At 42.4% G+C, this 19,302-nt stretch carries 15 protein-coding genes and 1 tRNA gene; 14 read left to right on the plus strand and 2 right to left on the minus strand.

The window, feature by feature from the left end:
- Positions 1 to 229 precede the first annotated feature (229 nt).
- From VIK44_RS00165 to VIK44_RS00180, 4 genes are all read left to right on the plus strand, one after another.
- Positions 230 to 937 (plus strand): MIP/aquaporin family protein, encoded by a 708-nt coding sequence (locus VIK44_RS00165; RefSeq protein WP_414637029.1) that lies wholly within the window; start codon positions 230 to 232, stop codon positions 935 to 937.
- 439 nt (positions 938 to 1,376) lie between these two features.
- Positions 1,377 to 1,916, plus strand: a complete 540-nt coding sequence (nuoE, locus tag VIK44_RS00170) for an NADH-quinone oxidoreductase subunit NuoE (protein ID WP_331551795.1) — start codon at positions 1,377 to 1,379, stop codon at positions 1,914 to 1,916.
- Positions 1,913 to 3,664 carry an NADH-quinone oxidoreductase subunit NuoF gene (locus VIK44_RS00175; RefSeq protein ID WP_331551796.1) on the plus strand — a complete coding sequence of 584 codons (1,752 nt, stop codon included), beginning with the start codon at positions 1,913 to 1,915 and terminating at the stop codon, positions 3,662 to 3,664. The genes nuoE and VIK44_RS00175 overlap by 4 nt, the downstream gene beginning before the upstream one ends.
- A gap of 14 nt (positions 3,665 to 3,678) precedes the next feature.
- Positions 3,679 to 7,185 (plus strand): molybdopterin-dependent oxidoreductase, encoded by a 3,507-nt coding sequence (locus VIK44_RS00180; protein WP_331551797.1) that lies wholly within the window; start codon positions 3,679 to 3,681, stop codon positions 7,183 to 7,185.
- Between the two features lie 61 nt (positions 7,186 to 7,246).
- Here the strand turns inward: VIK44_RS00180 and VIK44_RS00185 are convergent, their stop codons facing one another.
- Positions 7,247 to 7,990: a DUF3169 family protein gene (locus VIK44_RS00185; protein WP_331551798.1), complete on the minus strand. Its 744-nt coding sequence runs from the start codon at positions 7,988 to 7,990 to the stop codon at positions 7,247 to 7,249.
- A complete protein-coding gene (locus tag VIK44_RS00190; protein WP_331551799.1) occupies positions 7,987 to 8,208 on the minus strand; it encodes a helix-turn-helix transcriptional regulator in 222 nt (73 codons plus the stop codon). Before VIK44_RS00190 ends, VIK44_RS00185 begins: the two co-directional genes overlap by 4 nt.
- A gap of 197 nt (positions 8,209 to 8,405) precedes the next feature.
- Between VIK44_RS00190 and polA the strand changes: the two genes are divergently transcribed.
- The 10 genes from polA to trpA all read left to right on the plus strand — a co-directional run bounded on the left by polA (position 8,406) and on the right by trpA (position 19,080).
- A complete protein-coding gene (gene polA, locus VIK44_RS00195) occupies positions 8,406 to 11,048 on the plus strand; it encodes a DNA polymerase I (protein WP_331551800.1) in 2,643 nt (880 codons plus the stop codon).
- A gap of 43 nt (positions 11,049 to 11,091) precedes the next feature.
- Positions 11,092 to 11,697, plus strand: coding sequence for a dephospho-CoA kinase (gene coaE / locus VIK44_RS00200; protein ID WP_331551802.1), 606 nt, complete (start codon positions 11,092 to 11,094; stop codon positions 11,695 to 11,697).
- A 92-nt stretch (positions 11,698 to 11,789) separates the two neighbouring features.
- Positions 11,790 to 11,876, plus strand: a tRNA-Leu gene (locus VIK44_RS00205).
- A 633-nt stretch (positions 11,877 to 12,509) separates the two neighbouring features.
- Positions 12,510 to 13,973: an anthranilate synthase component I gene (gene trpE / locus VIK44_RS00210; protein ID WP_331551803.1), complete on the plus strand. Its 1,464-nt coding sequence runs from the start codon at positions 12,510 to 12,512 to the stop codon at positions 13,971 to 13,973.
- Positions 13,973 to 14,557, plus strand: coding sequence for an aminodeoxychorismate/anthranilate synthase component II (locus tag VIK44_RS00215; RefSeq protein WP_331551804.1), 585 nt, complete (start codon positions 13,973 to 13,975; stop codon positions 14,555 to 14,557). The genes trpE and VIK44_RS00215 overlap by 1 nt, the downstream gene beginning before the upstream one ends.
- Positions 14,550 to 15,566 carry an anthranilate phosphoribosyltransferase gene (gene trpD, locus VIK44_RS00220; RefSeq protein ID WP_331551805.1) on the plus strand — a complete coding sequence of 339 codons (1,017 nt, stop codon included), beginning with the start codon at positions 14,550 to 14,552 and terminating at the stop codon, positions 15,564 to 15,566. Before VIK44_RS00215 ends, trpD begins: the two co-directional genes overlap by 8 nt.
- A complete protein-coding gene (gene trpC / locus VIK44_RS00225; protein WP_331551806.1) occupies positions 15,563 to 16,342 on the plus strand; it encodes an indole-3-glycerol phosphate synthase TrpC in 780 nt (259 codons plus the stop codon). Before trpD ends, trpC begins: the two co-directional genes overlap by 4 nt.
- A gap of 186 nt (positions 16,343 to 16,528) precedes the next feature.
- Positions 16,529 to 17,140 carry a phosphoribosylanthranilate isomerase gene (locus VIK44_RS00230; protein WP_331551807.1) on the plus strand — a complete coding sequence of 204 codons (612 nt, stop codon included), beginning with the start codon at positions 16,529 to 16,531 and terminating at the stop codon, positions 17,138 to 17,140.
- Entirely contained in the window at positions 17,133 to 18,317 is a 1,185-nt protein-coding gene (gene trpB / locus VIK44_RS00235) for a tryptophan synthase subunit beta (protein ID WP_331551808.1), read from the plus strand. Before VIK44_RS00230 ends, trpB begins: the two co-directional genes overlap by 8 nt.
- The gene (gene trpA, locus VIK44_RS00240; RefSeq protein ID WP_331551809.1) at positions 18,310 to 19,080 is read left to right on the plus strand and encodes a tryptophan synthase subunit alpha; all 771 of its coding nucleotides are present in this window, start codon (positions 18,310 to 18,312) and stop codon (positions 19,078 to 19,080) included. Before trpB ends, trpA begins: the two co-directional genes overlap by 8 nt.
- Positions 19,081 to 19,302: the final 222 nt, after the last annotated feature.

Here is a 19,302-nt window from a genome sequence, read left to right on the forward strand (position 1 = left end):
TCGGCATTCTAGTTCTTGTTTAATAGAACTGAAAATTTAAAAGAATAGGCAAGACATCTGATAACTGCTTAGTACCTATAGAAACGATTAATGTCATCAGGGGGAAAGGCAGTATATCATCAGTCATGGTAACGAAAGAGGGATGTGATATTCAATTAGGTAATAAAAAAACTGTTTCCACTTGGGATTTCACAACCTGATCTGAATAAAATTTAAGAAGGTGGTTTTAATGTCACATTTTATGGCTGAATTTCTGGGAACGGCACTCTTGATTCTTATTGGGGACAGCACAATAGCAAACGTTTGCTTGAAAAAATCAAAGGCTTTTGGTGGTGGATGGAACGTAATAGCATTAGGCTGGGGTTTTGGACTTATGATTCCAATTTTCATTTTTGGAGGTATTAGTGGTGCTCACTTAAATCCAGCATTAACAATTTCTCTTGCTGTAATTGGATTGTTCCCATGGGCTGAGGTTCCGACTTATATCGTTGCACAATTCCTTGGTGCATTTGTTGGTGCTGTACTTGTATGGCTTGAATTCCTTCCTCATTGGGCTGAAACTGAAGATAAGACTACAAAACTTTCTGTTTTCTGCACACAACCAGCAATTAGAAACACTGTTGCTAATTTTATTTCAGAGATTATTGCAACCTTCATACTCGTATTTACAGTCCTAGCTATCATGGGTAATGAAGCTTTAGGAAATTTTGCCCCCATGCTAATTGGTTTCGTATTGATGGCAATTGGTATGGCAATGGGCGGAACTACAGGTTATGCTATTAATCCAGCAAGAGACCTTGCTCCAAGAATTGCTCACTTAGTTTTACCTATAGCAGGTAAAGGAGACTCAGATTTTGGCTATGCATGGATTCCAGTAGTTGCTCCAATAGTTGGTGCTATTATAGCCGCATTAACTTATAATACAGTATTTATTTAGTTAATATTCAAAACTTAATTATATTATCTAAATAGTTTACCATTTGTTATTGGCTACGAAAGAATAAAATAAAGACGGTGTTTTCATTATTCGAAAAATAGGCTTAGATATTTCAAGAAACAATGTTATCTGAACTTTTGGCTTAAAAGGAGTAAGTAGGCGACTAAACAAACCATCGATTTGATATCGTGGATGTTGCATGAGCATGTTTTATCTTATTAGCCATAAATTCTGAGTTTTATATAAATATCATGGACCGCTGGAAAGCAAAATTTCCAGCGGTTCATGACGTTTATCGGGAGCAGTTTAAAAAAATTCAAAATGAATAAAAAATAAAACTGTATTATACACTTTTTTACTCGTAAAAAAGTGTATAATTATAGAAAATATATAATTTTAAATTAACTATATCTTCTGAATTTGAAAGGAGTTTTACACTATGAGTCATGAAACACATGAACATGGCTGCGGTTGTGGCTGCCATGGCGAAAATATGAATCCCTATGAGGATCTGGTGCCTATTTTGGAACACTATGCAGGGGTTCCGGGAAGTCTGATTACTGTTTTACAGAAAGCCCAGGAGATTTACGGGTTTTTGTCCACTGATTTAATGCGTTATATTGCAATAGAAACAGACATCAGTATTGCAAAGGTCTATGGCGTTGCCACCTTTTATACCCAGTTTCGTTTTGAACCCATCGGAAAATATCTGGTGATGTTGTGCCAGGGAACCGCCTGTCACGTCAATGGATCAGAAAGAGTTGAGGAAGTGGTTATGGAAACCCTTAATATTCAAGAAGGCGAAACCACGAAGGATGGGTTGTTTACATTAAACAACGTTGCCTGTTTGGGATGCTGCAGTCTTTCACCGGTGATGATGGTCAATGATACAACCTATGGTCAGCTGACCCCGGATAAGGTAAAAAATATCCTGGCGGAAATTAAAGAAAAGAATCTTTCTCAGGAGGCGACAACATGAAAATAGTTATTGGAAAAGGAAGCTGCGGCATTGCGGCAGGAGCCAATATTATTCAAAGTGCCTTTGTAGAAAATCTTTCCTTAAAAGGACTGGACATTCCCATTGATACCACCGGTTGTATTGGTGCCTGTTACCTGGAACCCATTGTTGATGTTTTTGATGATAAAGGGCAGAAAGTCACCTTTGTTAATGTGACCACAGATAACGTGAAAGATATTGTTGAACAGCACATTTTAGAAAAACAGGCCCTTAAAGAATTACAGATGACAGAGGCCGACATGACAATGATCGGAAAACAGACACGGATTGTCCTTAAAAACTCAGGAATCATTGATCCTGAGCGCATCGACGATTACCTGGCTGTGGACGGCTATGTTGCCGCAAAAAAATGTCTCACCGAACTGACACCGGAAGAGATTATCGAAACCGTTAAAATCGCCGGTCTCAGAGGCCGCGGCGGCGCCGGTTTCCCAACATGGTTTAAGTGGAATGCCGCTTTTCGATCACCGGGCACTGTGAAATATATGGTCTGCAATGCCGATGAAGGCGATCCCGGGGCATTCATGGATCGAAGTGTTCTGGAAAGTGATCCACATGCCCTTATTGAAGGCATGCTCATTGCTGCAAAAGCCATTGGCGCCAATGAAGGCGTGGTTTATGTCCGTGCCGAATACCCCCTGGCCATTATTCGACTGCAGCTGGCCATTGATCAGGCAAGAGAACACGGCTATTTAGGGGAAAATATTTTTGACACCGGTTTTGATTTTGACCTGCGCATAAAAGCAGGTGCCGGAGCCTTTGTCTGCGGCGAAGAAACCGCCCTGATTGCCTCTCTGGAAGGCGAACGCGGCATGCCGCGGTTAAAACCCCCATTCCCGGCCCAGAAAGGGTACTGGAACAAACCAACCAACATCAACAACGTGGAAACCTTTGCCAACGTTCCCTGGATTTTCAGAAACGGCGGAGAAGCCTACGCTGCCATCGGAACCAGGGACAGCAAGGGAACCAAGGTCTTTGCTCTTACCGGCAAGATTGCCCATGGCGGTTTGGTGGAAATCCCAATGGGGTTGAAACTCAGGGACGTTATTTTTGAAATCGGCGGCGGCATTAAAAACAACAAAGAATTTAAAGCCGTGCAGATGGGTGGTCCTTCCGGGGGATGCGTACCCGCATCACTGCTGGATACTGAAATCGACTACGCAGGAATTACAAAAACCGGTGCCATTATGGGATCCGGCGGCATGGTCGTCATGGATGAAACCACCTGCATGGTGGATATGGCCCGTTTCTTTCTGGATTTCACCTGTAAAGAGTCCTGTGGAAAATGCACCTACTGCCGGGTTGGAACCAAACGCATGCTCGAAATCCTCACCCGTATCACCAAAGGCGAAGGGGCTTCCGGGGATATAGATCTGTTGGAAGAACTGTGCAATAAAATTAAAGAAGGTGCCATGTGCGGCCTGGGGCAAACCGCCCCAAACCCCATATTAACCACCATTAAATATTTCAGAAATGAATATGAAGATCATATTAACAATAAAAAATGCACCGCCAAAAGTTGTAAAGCCCTTTTAACCTATACCATCAGTGAAGAAAACTGTGTGGGTTGCGGAGTGTGTAAAAAGAAATGTCCGGCGAAAGCCATAGAAGGCAAAAAGAAAAAAGTGCATGAAATAAACCAGGCACTTTGTATTAAATGCGGAAAATGTTTCGCCAACTGTAAATTCGATGCAGTTTGTGTAGACTAGAAAGGAGTGGGAGAATGAAAAAATTCAAATTAAATATTGACGGTAAAGAAGTGACCGGCTTTCCGGGACAGACGATTCTGGAAATTGCCCGGGAAAATAACATCGACATCCCCACGCTTTGTTATGATGAACGACTGGAAATCTTCGGGGCGTGTCTGCTGTGTCTGGTCGAAGTGGCCGGCAGTCCGAAACTGTTCAAAGCCTGCGCCACAGAAATCGCTCCGGACATGGTTATTCAGACAAAAACCGAGCGTGTCATTGAATCCCGAAAAACAAATCTGGAGTTGCTGCTGTCCAAACATATCGGCGACTGTGTGGCCCCCTGTAAACGGGCCTGTCCGGGAACAACCGATTGCCAGGGCTATGTGGGGCTCATCGCCAACGGCGAGTTTAAAGAAGCCCTGAAACTGATAAAAGAACAGCTGCCCCTGCCGGGATGTATCGGCCGGGTCTGCCCCCATCCCTGTGAAACAGCCTGTCGACGGGCAGAAGTGGATGAACCCATTTCCATTGCCTGGCTCAAACGTTTTGCCGGAGATTTCGATTTGACCCATGAGATGTTTATACCGGAAATTAAAGAAGCCACCGGCAAATCCATTGGGATCATCGGCGGAGGCCCCGGTGGTCTCACCGCGGCTTACTATCTTATCCAATCCGGCCACGACGTGACCATTTACGAAGCCATGCCTAAAATGGGCGGCATGCTACGCTACGGAATTCCGGAATACCGTTTACCCAAAGGTATTGTGGACGAAGAAGCCGGCCTCATTGAAGAAATGGGGGTTGTCTTTAAAAACAATGTGCGCATTGGCAAAGACATCGCTTTTGAAACCATTCGTGAAAATCACGATGCGGTTTTTGTGGCTCTGGGAGCCTGGACCAGTTCGGGACTGCGGTGTGACGGCATTGATGCCAAAGGCGTCATCGGCGGCATTGAACTGCTGAAACAAGTAGCCAATAATGAACCCATTGTCCTCGGTGAAAAAGTCGCCATTGTCGGTGGCGGTAATACCGCCATGGATGCCTGTCGAACCGCCCTGCGGTTAGGCGCCAGAGAAGTCACCAATATTTACAGACGCACCATTGCCGAAATGCCCGCAGAACAGATTGAAATCACCGAAGCCCAGGAAGAAGGGGTGGTCTTTAAAAACCTGGCAAGCCCCATTGAAGTCATTAAAGGAGACGACGGACAAGTCATAAAAGTACGTCTCCAGAAAATGGAACTCGGGGAACCCGATGCCAGCGGCCGGCGCCGTCCGGTTCCCATCGAAGGGGATGAAGAAACCATCGATGTGGATACCCTGATCCTTGCCATTGGCCAGGGCATCAACCCTGACGGACTCACCGCCATGAATCTGACTAAAATGAATACCGTGGTTGCGGATGAACAAACCTTCAGAACCAATCTGGAAGGGGTATTCGCCGCCGGGGACTGCATTAATAAAGGGGCATCCATTGCCATTAAAGCCATCGGCGATTCCAAAAAAGCGGTGCCCTTTATTGAAGCCTATCTCAGAGGCGAAGACATTGCGTATCACGAGCCCTACTATGTTTCCCGGGAATTCGCAGATCCGGATTACCTGGAAAGCATTAAAAAAGATAAACGCCCGGTGATGACCCATCTGGCTCCGGATGCCCGGAAAAACAACTTTCAGGAAGTGGTTGAAGGGTATGATCCGATCCAGGCCGTGACCGAAGCCAACCGCTGTCTGGAATGCGGCTGCCAGGATTATTTTGAGTGCAAACTCATTGCCAATGCCAATGCCTATGATATTAAACCCGACCGCTTTAAAGGCGCCAATCCCGAGAAAAAAATACAGGATGACCATCCCTTTGTGATCCGGGACAACAATAAGTGCATTACCTGTGGCCTGTGTGTTCGGGTCTGTGATGAAATTGTCGGCGCCTCTGCCCTTGGTCTGGTGGACCGTGGTTTTGAAACCGAAGTCCAGCCGGCGTTAAAACAGCCTCTAGCCGAAACCGGTTGTGTCAGTTGCGGCTTATGTATCAGTGTTTGTCCTACCGGCGCCTTAAAAGAAGGCCTTATAGGAATTAAAACGGTGCCCATGAATACAACGAAAACCGAATCAACCTGCGGCTACTGTTCAGCCGGTTGTCAGACAGTCATCGAGTCCATGGGAGATACCATTATTAAGGCAATTCCCAGGTCAAATCATACCCGGTTAAACCAGGGCGTGATGTGTGGTCGGGGACGCTTTGGAACTAATCTGGTTCAGTGGGGAGATAGGCTTACCACACCTCTGATTCGAAATGAACAGGGTGAGCTTAAGGAAGTCAGCTGGTATGACGCCTTTGTCACCATTGCCAAAAAATCCCAAAGTATTGCCGCACGCTATGGTGCAGATGCTTTAAAAATGGGAATTTCACCGAAATATACCAATGAAGAAATTTTCACCATGACCGAGCTTGCCAAAGTGCTCCGGGCTGAAACCTTCAGCTTCAGCAACGTTGTAAAAGGCGAAGCCGACGTTCTGAGCGGCAACTATGCCCTTCAGGATATGGATGAACTGCTCTCTGCAGACACCATTCTCGTTTTGGGAATGCTTCCGGTGAATAACCCCATTGTTAAATTCAAATTGAGCCAGGCCTCTAAAAACGGGGCTCAAATATTTGTGATTAATCACATGGAAAGCGGTTTTAACAAGTTCAGTGATGAATTCATTACTGATTGTGATGATTTGGAATTTCTGGGTGAGATTACAAAATACATTCTGGAAAATGGGAACATCAATCCCGATGCTAACAATATTGAAAGCCTCAAGGCTTCCCTTGAAGACTTCGATATCTGCCCTGAAGCTGAATTTATCGGAGCTGGACTTGTCAAAGCGAAAAACCCGGTCATTGTTCTGGGCGATAAATATGTGACCCCGGAAGCAGCAACTTTGGCAGGTGATATGATTGGCCTGTTAGGAAAAGCTGAGAATCCGCGATCCGGTATTTTCAGAGTGGCCATTAAGAATAACAGTGTTGGCCTTAACGCATTAGGTGTTGTTAATACTAATGCTGTCCTGAAAAATGCCAAAGCATTACTCCTCTTTGGAGAAGACCCGAATGCAGACTTAAGCATTTATGAATTCCTGATGGTGCAGGATACTCATTTGACCCAGGCCTGTGCCAGAGCTGATGTTGTGTTGCCAGCACTGGCTTTCCCTGAAGTGAACGGTACCTTTGTCAATACCGAAGGACGACTTTTGAAAGTTGAAAAAGCAGTTGGAAAACCATTTGAATTGTCGAATATAGAAATGGTACAAGCCATTGCAGAAATTCTTTCCAAAGATTTGGGATCCGCTTCTTCGGGCGAGATTTTAATAGCTATTGACCAGGTTAATCCGGCTTTTAATAATGTTGGAGTTGGCAAAAACCTTAAGGTTAACTTTGCCGAAAAAATCACAGTTAATCTTAAACCTTATGTCGATGGAAGACTCTTTACCGAGATTCCCTATACCGATTACCTCATGAACGAAATACAGGACGAATTGAACAAGGTCACTAAGCAATAGAAGTATGTAAAAAACGCCACCACAAATTTTGTGATGGCGTTTTTGTATTTAAAGCTTAAAATTATCTGGCGTTTTCCAACTGGCCACGCTGGTATTTAATGGCGTAAACTGAATATACCAGGGTTTGGGTGATCCAGAGAAAAGTAATCAGCAGATAGAGATAGATACCGATGTTGATAATGATTGAAATTAACAAAGAAACCACCATGGCACTGCTATAGGCATAGTTCATGAACTGATAACATTTGTAGGCAGCTTTATAAATGACGTATTTCTCGGCTTCATCACAGCTTTCAATCCATACTTTATCGAAATTAAAATCCAATGGGTTCCCTTTTTTTTCAGGATAGAGTATCTTAGTTAGTTTGATGCTTTTGGTGATCATGAAAAGGGTGAACGAAATGTTCGCTAAAAAGATAACCAGAGCCCAAGGGGAGAAACTTGATAAGAAGCTTGTAACAGAAATCCCAAAGAAACCAAAGCTTAGAATCATATCTATAGAAATAAATGGAAGCAAAAAGTTAAGCTGACGGTCAATGCTATCAAAGAATGCTTCATCATCCTCTTTGAAGTGGGAAAGCCTTTTTTTCACAGTGAAATACATGATGATGATAATCAAAGCGGACACTCCGAGGATTACCCCTTGAATAACTAAATTGTTTTCTAGTATAAATGACTCAAGGCTTATAAAAAAGCCTGTGATCACCTCTTCACCCATGGAAAGAGTGGCGCCCAGGATGCCTCCGAAAATTCCGGAAATGATCATGATTACAAAAAACTTTGCAGTGGTATTTAATTTTTTCATAGTGTTTTCTCCTCTTTCTCTTCTTTAAATAAAAATAATGACTCGACCGTTGTATCAAAAACTTTCGCAATTTTTAAGGCCAAAACTACTGACGGAGAATAGTCCCCACGTTCAATGAGACTAATGGTTTGCCGGGAAGCTCCGACCAGCTTTCCCAGATCCGATTGATTCAGGTTATTTCGGGCACGATATTCCTTTAAATGATTTTCAAGTGCCATGAACTAATCCCCCTTCTATTTTTAGTGGAAATGATACTTGTCAATATGACAAACATTATTGTCAATTTCAGTATAACTCTGACAGGGATCGTTGTCAAGGCATAATAATAAATTTATTATGCTTTATTCAATGTTCACGAGTCAGGTCTTTTGGTATAATAATAAGATACAAACACACTGACCAAGAAGGGGAATATATGAAAAGCATACTCATTGACGGCAATAGCCTCATATATCGAACGTTTTACGCCATACATGAAATGTCCAACTCAAAGGGAATACCAACCAACGCGATTTATGGTTTTGTTAATATTTTAGTGAAAATACAAGAGGAATATAAGCCGGATTATTTGGGCGTCGCTTTTGATTTAAATGCTCCAACCTTCAGAAATCTGGCCTATGCTGATTACAAGGGCGGTCGTCATAAAATGCCTGAGGGTTTACAGGAACAATTTCCAATCCTCAAGGATCTTCTTGAAAAAATGGGGATTACCATTCTGGAAGTGGAAGGTTACGAAGCCGATGATATCATCGGAACTTTGGCCCGTATTGGTTCGGAAAAAGGCTTTGAAACCGAAATCATCACCGGTGACCGGGATGCCTTCCAACTGGTAGGACCCAAAACAAAAGTTCTATTCACAAAAAAAGGAATCTCTCAATTGGATGAGGTGGATGAAGCCTGGATAACAGAAAACTATGGCCTGACTCCTAAGGATCTCATTGATTTAAAAGCTCTCATGGGCGATAAATCCGACAATATTCCCGGGATCCCGGGAATTGGGGAAAAAACCGCACTGAAGCTTATTCAAAAATATACAAGTCTGGAAAATCTCTATGAACACATTGAGGAAGAAAAGGGTAAACAAAAAGAAAAACTCATTAATGGAAAAGAAAATGCTTTTCTAAGCCGAATGCTGGGAACAGTCGCATTGGACGTTCCCGGGTTTGAGGATTTTGAGTCCCTTGCCTTTGAACCACTTTTTAATGAAAAAAGCATTGCTCTTTTAAAAGAGCTGGAATTCAATACCCTTCTGTCAAGAATTGAGGCCACAGATATAGTTGAAACTATCCATAAGCCGGTAGAATATCAATGGGTAAAAACCATTCAGGAAATGGATGGATTAATGGATGTTTTATCAAAGGCCAAAGAGGTCACTGTCTATTATCACAAGGAAGAGGCACAAATTTATCTGGCACTGAGAGTGGCAGAAAACTATTATTACATCAATCCAAAGGGCGTGGAAGATCTCGGCTTCTTTGATAAAATAAGAGCGTTGAAAAACCTGAAAACCCTGGAATTTATAAGCCAGGACTTGAAAAATCTCATTCATATTTTCAATAAGCACGGGATTGAAGACATCAAAGATGCTTTCGATACCTATATTGCAACCTACTTGTTAAGCCCCGGGGATCAGCGCTATGATCTTAAAACGGCGGCGTACAGATACCTGAAACGGGATGTTTTTAGTGATGAAGAGCTTTTCGGAAAAGGGAAAAGTCTGGTCAACGCCAATAGTCTGGATGAAGCCCTGCTGGCAACCTATATGGTTAAAAATTGCGAGACCGTTTATGATCTCAAAGCAGTTCTGGGAAAAGAATTGGAAGAAGCAGGGATGACGACTCTTTATAATACCATTGAAATACCGCTGCTTCGTGTGATGGCTTCCATGGAAACTTTAGGCTTTACCGTTGATTTAGAACAGTTGGAAGCACTTGCAGCTGATTTTGAAAACAAGCTCAAATTATTAACCCAGGAAATTTACGATTTGGCAGGAGCCTCAGATTTTAATATTAATTCACCTAAACAATTGGGAGAAGTCCTTTTTGAAGATTTGAAATTACCGGTGATTAAAAAAACAAAAACCGGTTACTCCACGAACATTGATGTGCTGGAGCAGCTGGTGCTGTTTCATCCCATTATCCAGAAAATCATTGACTATCGAACCCTTTCTAAACTGGATTCAACCTATGGCCGGGGACTGATGCCATTTGTTGATCCGAAAACCCATCGGATATATTCAACCTTTAATCAAACCGTTGCCGCCACCGGACGGTTAAGCAGCTCCAATCCGAATCTCCAGAACATCCCCATAAAAACAGAAATGGGCCGGGAGATTCGCCGGGTCTTTGTACCATCCGATAATGATCATATTTTAGTGGATGCGGATTATAATCAAATTGAATTACGTGTTTTGGCATGTTTGTCAGGAGATGAAAATCTCATTGAAACATTTAAAAAGAATGAAGATATCCACACCAGAACCGCGTGCGAGATTTTTGATGTGCCACTGGAGAAAGTTACAAGAGAACAACGTGGACATGCAAAGGCCATAAATTTCGGACTTATTTATGGGAAACAGGCCTTTAGCTTAGGAAAAGATCTGGGAATCTCAAGAAAAGAAGCCCAGGAATATATTGATCGTTATTTTTCCCGATATCCCAAAATCCAGGCTTATTTGGCAAATGTGGTAAAAGAGGCCAAGGAAAAAGGTTATGTTACCTCTATATGGGGACGCCGGCGTTATATTCCAGAGCTGAATTCAAGAAATGCCATTCTGGTTAAGGCCGGGGAACGTATGGCTTTAAACACCCCGATACAGGGAAGTGCCGCCGATATTATTAAGCTGGCCATGCTCAGGGTTTATAACCGAATAAAAAAAGAAAATCTCAAAGCACAGCTTATTTTACAGGTCCATGATGAGCTGATCATCGATACACCGAAAGATGAACAGGCCCAGGTTGAACGGCTCATTAAGGAAGAAATGGAAAGTGTTGCTGACCTTTGTGTTTCCATGACTGTGGACGTTCACAGCGGATCATCCTGGTTTGAGTTAAAATAAGCCGTTGAAACAAAGAAAGAACAGAGAGGATTTTGTAATAGAAATGAAAGTTATTGCCTTGACCGGTGGAATCGCTTCAGGAAAATCAATGGTTACGAAGATACTTCAAAAGCGTTTTAACTATATTGTCATCGACGCCGATGAACTGGCACGAGCAGCTGTTCAAAAGGGCAGCCAGTGCCTTAAAAAAATTGCTGCAACCTTTGGCGAAAAATATTTCAGGGAAGACGGTGAGCTTAACCGGGGTTTGTTGGGGGAGCGGATTGCTGAGGATGAGGACGCCCGAAAAAAACTTAATGCCATCGTTCATCCCGAAGTAAAAAGGCTCTATGATGAACAAGTTGCAGTTTATGAAAGCAAAGGGATTCCAGCGATCTTTTTCGATTGCCCGTTGCTTTTTGAAGCAGGGCTTGAAAATACCGTTGATGAAACTATGTTGGTGGTTGCGGATGAAGAAACCCGGATCAACCGCATCATGGAAAGAGATGGGTTTCCCCGGGAATTCGCAATGAAAAAAATACAGATGCAAATGAAGGATTCCGAGAAAATTAAACGGGCGGATGTGATTATTGAAAACAATGGAACACTGGATGATCTGTTAGTCACACTGAACGGATATTTCTCAAGCCGTAAGCTCTGGGTAAAATAAATATTAAAGTTTGTAAAAAAGTCAATATATGATTGCTATTTTATCAGAGATCCTTTATAATTATCATCAGGGTTAAAAACCCAACCATTTGTGCGAGGGTGGTGGAACGGCAGACACGCAGGTTTGAGGGATCTGTTGCAGATAATGCAGTGAGGGTTCAAATCCCTTTCCTCGCACCAATAATAAAAGAAAATTCCGAATGCGTAAGCAATCGGATTTTATTATATTTATCAATGGTTTCCTTAATGATTTCGTTATCATCCAAAAAACATTTGACAAAAATAAAGAATTGCCATATGATAAAACTAATTTAATAAAAGAATAAACCGTTGAAGTGGAGATAACGGTGTTTCGTGCAGTTACAGAGAGTAAGCAAAGCTGAGAGCTTACACAACGCAGATCATCAAATGGACCACCGAGGGCGCAGTCAAAGGAAATTTTAATTTCCGAGTACTCTGCGACGTAGCGCATACGTCAGTTGCGAGGAATATGATAGTATTCTGATAAGTGTACAGAGACAAATCTCTGTAAATTAAGGTGGTACCACGGGTGAATTTAGTGCGCTCGTCCTTGACAATTTTATGTTGTCAAAGACGAGCGCTTTTTTTATTGGATTGAGTAAACAGGCAAATGAGATACGGTTCTGTTTCTTGCTGTTGGTTTATATGAAACAATTTTTCCACTCTACGTCGGACACTCTTCGAGATGTCCGCCTAAGACGTTACAAAATCGTTTATATAAACAAACAGCAAGGTATAAAGGTCTGTTTTTGTGCATTTCCAATTAACCATGAAGTGAAGAAGGGAGAAAAAATGATAAAACCAACCATTGATGAATCAAGAAAATATTGTAAGGAAAACAGGATACTGCCAATCAGCCTGGAACTGTATTCTGATATTAAAACACCAATTGAGGTGCTTAAATGTTTGAAAGCCACGAGCAAAAAATGTTTTCTTTTAGAAAGCGTTGAAGGTGGAGAAAAATGGGGGCGTTATTCTTTTTTAGGCTATGATCCTGAACTAACCGTTAAGTGTATGGACGGACAGGTCGAAATTAAAAATGGGCACAGTACTAAAATCCTGGAAGAGGATCCTCAGGCAGTTTTACGGGGAATCCTCAAAGAATGGAAAAGTCCTAAATTAGACTTCCTGCCTGTTTTTACCGGAGGCTTTGTGGGATACATATCCTATGATTTTGTTAAATATACCGAAAAAAATCTGAGGCTTGAAAATTCCAATCCTGCTGATTTTGATGATTTAAATCTCATGCTTTTTGATAAAGTCATTGCTTTTGACCACCTCAGACAGAAAATTGTGGTGATTGTAAACATTAAAACCGATGATCTGGAAAAGAATTATATTGATGGGGTTATTAAACTTAAAGAAATTGAATCCTTAATTAAAAACGGAAGCAGTACCCAAACCTTCGAAGGAAAACTCACCTCGGATTTTTCATCCCTTTTTACAAAAGAGTATTACTGCAACATGGTCGAAAAAACAAAAGAACATATTTATGAAGGGGATATTTTCCAGGCCGTGATTTCAAACCGTATAGAAGCGGATTTTCAAGGCGATTTATTGTCAACCTATCGGGTGCTCAGAACCCTGAACCCGTCTCCTTACATGTTCTATATTGATTTTGATCAAATTCAGGTTGCCGGTGCATCACCGGAAACCTTGGTTTCTCTAAAAAACGGGAAATTATCAACATTCCCCATTGCCGGCTCTTGCCCAAGAGGAGAAACACCGGCAGAAGACGATGCCTATATTAAAGAGCTTCTCGAAGATGAAAAAGAATTATCCGAACATAATATGCTGGTGGATTTGGGAAGAAACGATTTGGGAAAAATCAGTGAATTTGGTACTGTTCAGGTTGAGGGCTATCAACAGGTCCTTAAGTTTTCTCATATTTCCCATATTTGTTCAACCGTCACCGGAACCTTACAACAAGGTCTGGACCAGTTGGATGCCATTGCCGCATTACTTCCCGCCGGAACCCTGTCCGGAGCCCCTAAAAAGCGGGCTATTGAAATCATCAATGAGCTGGAAGGCGTGAAACGCGGCGTATACGGGGGAGCCGTGGGTTATATCGATTTTTCAGGAAACATGGATATGTGTATTGCCATTCGCATGGCCGTAAAAAAAGATGACAGGGTTTATGTGTCTGCCGGAGCAGGCATTGTTGCTGACAGCATTCCTGAAAATGAATTTATTGAATCCCGTAATAAAGCAAAAGCCATGTTTGAAGCATTAGAACGCGCCCAGGAGGTGGAATAATGATACTACTCATTGATAATTATGACAGCTTTGCCTACAACCTCTATCAATACGTGGGAATCATCAATCCGGATATTCAGGTCATTAAAAATGATGAAATGAGTCTTGAAGAAATCATCAACCTGGACCCCAGTCATATCATTATTTCACCGGGACCGGGACGTCCTAAGAATGCAGGGTTGTGTGAAGCCGTTATTGACCAGTTTAAAGATAAAACACCGATTCTCGGAGTTTGTCTTGGACATCAGGCCATTTGTGAAGTCTTTGGTGGGGTTATCATCTATGCCAAAACTTTAATGCATGGGAAACAAAGCGCCATTCATATTGCCAACGGCAGCCCGATCTTTCGGGGATTACCTCCTATTATTGAGGGCGCACGGTATCATTCATTAAGTGTTGAAAGGGAGTCCCTTCCGGATGATCTTCTGATTATTGCCGAGGACAACGATGGCGAGATTATGGCGGTTAAACATCGAAACTTTGATATTTACGGGGTTCAGTTTCACCCCGAATCCATATTAACCAAAAACGGTCATGAAATCATTGAAAACTTTTTAAAGATTGGGTGCGAAAAAAATGATTAAAGCAGCAATTTACGAGTTAGTGAACGGAAACGATTTGCCTCTGGAACAGACAAGAGAAGTCATGAACCAGATCATGAGCGGGGAAGCCACCAATGCTCAAATTGGGTCATTTTTAACTGCCATGCGAACCAAGGGCGAAACCATTGATGAAATCACCGCCTGTGCCATGGTCATGCGTGAAAAATGCACAAAAATTCATCCAAAAACCGATGTTCTCGACATTGTGGGAACCGGTGGGGACGAAGTATCCACCTTTAATATTTCCACCGTATCCTCCTTTGTTATCGCTGCCGGCGGGGTTCCGGTGGCAAAGCACGGAAATCGCAGTGTGTCCAGTAAATGCGGCAGTGCGGATCTATTAGAGGCATTGGGAGTTAATATTAATTTAACGGCCGAACAAAGTGCGAAAAATCTGGATGAAATCGGTATTTGCTTTATGTTTGCCCCAACCTATCACGCCTCCATGAAATATGCCGGTCCCGTGAGAAAAGAATTGGGGATTCGGACCATCTTTAATATTTTAGGACCATTGGCCAATCCTGCCGGAGCCAATATGCAGCTCCTCGGCGTTTATGACGAGAACCTGGTGGAACCTCTTGCCAATGTTCTCAACAAACTGAAAGTGAAGCGCGGCATGGTGGTTCACGGACATGATGGCCTTGATGAAATCACCCTAACCGACACCACTACCATTTGTGAGATTACCGATGGAAAAATCAACAGCTTCTTTATTACTCCGGAACAGCTGGGGTTGAAACGGTGTCAGTTATCAGACCTCATCGGCGGGGAAAAAGAAGAAAATGCGCTGATTGCTTTAGATATTTTAAATGGGAAAAAAGGACCGAAACGGGATGTGGTGGTTTTAAATTCAGCGTTTTGTTTGTATATGTCCCACAATGATATTACCCTTCGGGATTGCGTAAAAATGGCAGAGAATATTATTGACAGCGGTTTGGCAAAGAAAAAACTGGATGACTTTATTAGATTAACCAATGAGGTTGAGTCATGATCCTCGACCGGATTGTCAAGTCCACTGAAATCCGGGTGGCGCAATTAAAAAAAAGTTACCCCCTAAACATATTAAAAGAACTGGCGAAAAAATCCGAGAATCCCTTTTCTTTTGAAAAAGCCCTGAGAGTCGATGATATTGCTTTTATCTGTGAAGTGAAAAAAGCATCCCCGTCAAAAGGCCTGATTGCCAAAGATTTTCTCTATATTCAAATTGCCAAAGAATATGAAACGGCAGGGGCTAACGCCATTTCAGTTTTAACCGAGCCGGAATTTTTTCAGGGGGCCAATGCCTATCTTTCGGAGATTAAAAAAAATGTGAGCATTCCGGTGCTGAGAAAAGATTTTATTCTCGAGGAATCTCAGATTTATGAATCAAGAATTATTGGCGCAGATGCCATTCTGCTGATCTGTTCAATCTTAAGCGAGGAACAAATCAGCCACTACATTAAAATTGCCGATAAGCTTGGCATGTCCAGTTTAGTGGAAGCTCATGATGAAGCCGAGGTGGAGAAGGCCATTAACGCCGGTGCCCGGATCATTGGGGTGAATAACCGCAATCTTAAAACATTTGAGGTGGACATCGAAAACAGCGTCCGCCTTCGAAAAATGGTGCCGGCTGAAATCGTCTTTGTGTCAGAAAGTGGGATAAAAAATCAGAAAGACATCAAGATACTACGGGATAATGGAACGAACGCCGTTTTAATTGGTGAAACGCTGATGCGTAGTGGGGATAAATCCCTGGAAATCAAGAAACTGAAGGGGATTGGGCAATGATAATTGCGAAACTGCTGTGAGCTTCGCTGTCTGTTTACATGAAACAATTTTTCCACTATACGTCGTACAGTTCGTTGAACTGTTCGCCTATACGTTATAAAATTGTTTATGAAAACTGACATCAAAGCAATTTGCGTTTGTGAATTTGGCAAAGGTCTAAAGATTATTAATGATAAGAAGGTAAAAATGACTAAAATAAAAATATGCGGACTCACTCGTTTTGAAGATATTAATGCCGTTAATAGTGCCAAACCGGATTATATCGGGTTTGTGTTTGCAGAAAGTAAACGGCAGGTTGATATTGAAACCGCGAAGCGCTTAAAATCAGCACTGAATCAGGAAATTAAAGCCGTCGGTGTTTTTGTAAATCAGCCGATAGAAGAGATCATCTCTTTAGCAAATGCACGAATTATCGATATCATCCAGCTTCATGGTGACGAAGATGAAGAATATATATCCAACCTGAGAGAGGAAGTTTCACTGCCCATCATTAAGGCCATGCGTATCAGGCAAAAGAGTGATGTTAAAAAAACAAAGTCCGATTTTGCACTGTTTGACACCTATGACAAAAATCAGTATGGCGGCTCCGGGGTGAGCTTTAACTGGGAATTATTACAGGGTTATGAAGGAGACTTCTTTTTAGCCGGAGGCCTTCAGAGCGATAATATCGAAGAGGCCATAAAGACTGTCAAACCATTTTGCGTGGATATCAGCAGCGGCGTCGAAACAAACGGCATAAAGGATCAAAGAAAAATCCTTGAAATAGTAGAAAAAGTTAGGAGAATTAATTATGAGTAAAGGAAAATTTGGGGTTCATGGCGGGCAATACATTCCCGAAACACTGATGAATGCAATCATTGAACTTGAAAAAGCCTATGCGTTTTATAAAACAGATAAAGACTTTCAGGACGAGCTTACCGCTCTGTTAAACGACTATGCCGGACGACCGTCCCGACTGTATTTTGCAAAAAAAATGACCGAGGATCTGGGCGGAGCAAAGATCTATTTAAAAAGAGAAGATCTCAACCATACCGGTTCCCATAAAATCAATAACGTTCTGGGTCAGGCACTGCTGGCAAAAAGAATGGGTAAAACACGACTCATTGCCGAAACCGGCGCCGGCCAGCACGGGGTGGCCACCGCCACAGCCGCAGCCCTGATGGGTTTTGAATGCGAAATATTTATGGGCAAAGAAGATACCGATCGCCAGGCCCTGAATGTTTATCGGATGAAGCTATTAGGGGCAAAGGTTAATGTCGTAACATCGGGCACCATGACCCTCAAAGATGCAGTTAACGATACCATGCGGGAATGGACCAAACGGGTTGAAGATACCCATTACGTTTTGGGCTCGGTTATGGGTCCTCATCCTTTTCCAGAAATTGTCCGTGATTTTCAAAGCATTATCAGCAAGGAAGCACGACAGCAGATTCTTGAAAAAGAAGGAAAGTTGCCAAATGCCATTATCGCCTGTGTCGGCGGAGGCAGCAACGCCATCGGTGCTTTTTATAACTTTATTCCCGATAAAGAAGTCCGTCTCATCGGCTGTGAAGCCGCTGGCAAAGGCGTGGATACGGCCTTACACGCAGCAACCATTGCTAAAGGGAGCTTGGGTATTTTTCATGGTATGAAATCCTATTTTTGTCAGGACGAATACGGTCAGATCACCCCGGTTTATTCAATATCAGCAGGGCTTGATTACCCGGGAATCGGCCCGGAACATGCAAATTTGTATGATACAAATAGAGCGGAGTACGTGCCAATCACCGATGATGAAGCGGTTGAAGCCTTTGAGTATCTGTCCAAAACAGAAGGTATTATTCCAGCAATCGAATCGGCCCATGCCGTGGCCTATGCCATGGTTCTTGCCCCGACAATGAAAAAAGACGAAATTATTATCATTAACTTATCCGGTCGGGGGGATAAAGATGTGGCAGCCATTGCACGCTATAAGGGGGAAGATATTCATGAGTAAAATAACCGAAATTTTTAAAAACAATAAAGCATTTATCGGCTTTCTCACAGCAGGAGATCCAACCCTGGCAAAAACAGAAGAATTTATTTTAACCATGGAAAAAGCCGGGGCTGATTTAATTGAAATTGGAATTCCTTTTTCCGATCCCATTGCCGAAGGACCGGTTATTGAAAAAGCGAATATCAGGGCCTTAAGCGTTGGCACCACCACGGATAAAATATTTGATATGGTGAAACGGGTTCGCACAAAAACCGATATATCACTGGTGTTTTTAACTTATATGAATCCTGTTTTTGTTTATGGGATTAAAAAATTCTTTAAAACCTGTCAGGAAATAGGCATGAACGGCATTATTATTCCGGACCTGCCTTTTGAGGAAAAAGATGAAGTGCTGGGAATTGCAACATCCTACGGCATCGATGTAATTACCCTGATTGCACCCACATCAAAAGATCGGATCCAGATGTTGGCAGAAAATGCCACCGGATTTATTTACCTGGTTTCATCCATGGGGGTCACCGGGGTAAGAAGTGAAATCAAGACAGATATTGGTGCCATCGTTAAAGACATCAGGCAGGTATCAAAAACGCCCATTGCCGTGGGCTTTGGTATCTCCACACCGGACCAGGCAAAAGAAATCTCGAAAACTGCCGATGGAGTAATTGTCGGCAGCGCCATTGTCAGAATTATTGCAGAACACGGTGAAAATGCTGGAGATGTTCTTTTTGACTATGTGAAGTCATTGAAGGATGCCATTTTATAGTCAATGAAAAGAAATGATAGTTATATTAGTACTGATATTAACTATCATTTCTCTATGATGAATAGAAGGACCAGGAATTAAGGTTTGTCAGCACGCTGAGCACCCTGTTAATTCAGGGTGCTTTTTAAATAAAGATAGAAAAGCAGTGTAAGCTGACAAAACTGCTTTGAATTTAAAACGCTGAGGATCGGTAGTCGTGATATCTTTTTTAAGAATCATAAC

Origin of the sequence: Acetobacterium sp. (genome assembly GCF_036508315.1) — a bacterium.
Lineage (GTDB): Bacteria > Bacillota > Clostridia > Eubacteriales > Eubacteriaceae > Acetobacterium.